The sequence below is a fragment of the Gemmiger formicilis genome, assembly GCF_016901605.1.
In the GTDB taxonomy this organism is placed as follows: Bacteria; Bacillota; Clostridia; order Oscillospirales; family Ruminococcaceae; genus Gemmiger; species Gemmiger formicilis_B.
The window spans coordinates 1-220 of record NZ_JACJKP010000861.1; the positions used below are offsets into that span (position 1 = coordinate 1).

At 62.7% G+C, this 220-nt stretch carries 1 pseudogene; it reads left to right on the forward strand.

The features are described from left to right. Window positions 1–191: pseudogene (locus tag H6B10_RS17045) on the forward strand (hypothetical protein); the annotation flags it as partial. Window positions 192–220: the final 29 nt, after the last annotated feature.

Here is a 220-nt window from a genome sequence, read left to right on the forward strand (position 1 = left end):
TGAAACAGCACAGCGTGATCGACGTGGTGTTCGGCATCCTGTTGGCTCTGGCGTTGGATTACGCCGCCACCGTGTTCCAGCACGAGGCTTCGCCCCTGGGCCGCCAGCAGCGGCCGGACGCATCCAGCGGCGGCGCGGGGCGTCAAAGCAGCTGCAGCGATAGTACGCCAGCATCAAGGTTGCCGAGTTGAACACATGGATGGAAGGGCATACGTTGGTA